Raw genomic sequence first — 572 nt, 5'->3', positions numbered from 1 at the left:
GGTGCTGTTGTGTCCTGGATCGTGAAGAACTGGTGTGCTACCGAGGTGTTGCCACATGAATCAGTTGCGGTGAACTCACGGATGAAGCAATCTACTACTGGGCATTCCAGTGGCGTGGCTTCGATCGTGATGTTCGTTACGTTAGCTACGGCCGATCCGAGCTGGTCGTCTGTGGCGTTGATGATGAAGGCGATCTCGCTGCCGGCTGGTACGCTGAACGAACCTGATCCGTTTTGACCGTTTGCTCCATCGCTGTCTGACAGCTGAGTGAACACTCCATCAATCGTGTACCCGAACTCTTCAAAGGCTGGTCCGTCTACATCGGTGGTCAGGTAATCCCAGTCGAAGCTAATGGTCAGCGCTTTCGCTGCTGACGTAAGGGCTACAATCTGGCTGATTTCTGTATCTGAGTCTGAACTTTCCAGTGTCAGTCCGTCTTCAGTTACTTCTCCAAAACCATCTCCGGAAGTCGATGAGAACACCCATGGGGTGATCAGATCGTAGTCTGCTGAAGTTACCACCACTGAGCTGTCGCAGTTGTCTACCGCTTCTGCTGTTGTGGCTGGGATCTC

Annotated in this window: 1 protein-coding gene; it reads right to left on the bottom strand. The window is 52.6% G+C overall.

From position 1 onward, the window contains the following. Window positions 1-572 (bottom strand): hypothetical protein (locus tag ABHV44_RS16175; protein WP_459075753.1); only part of this gene is annotated, 572 nt, incomplete at both ends.

It is taken from the genome of Halocola ammonii (assembly GCF_049334165.1).
Classification (GTDB): Bacteria; Bacteroidota; Bacteroidia; order Flavobacteriales_D; family Sanyastnellaceae; genus JBEGHD01.
Note: the sequence above shows the minus strand (reverse complement) of the source record. Positions and strands in the feature narration are given on the sequence as shown.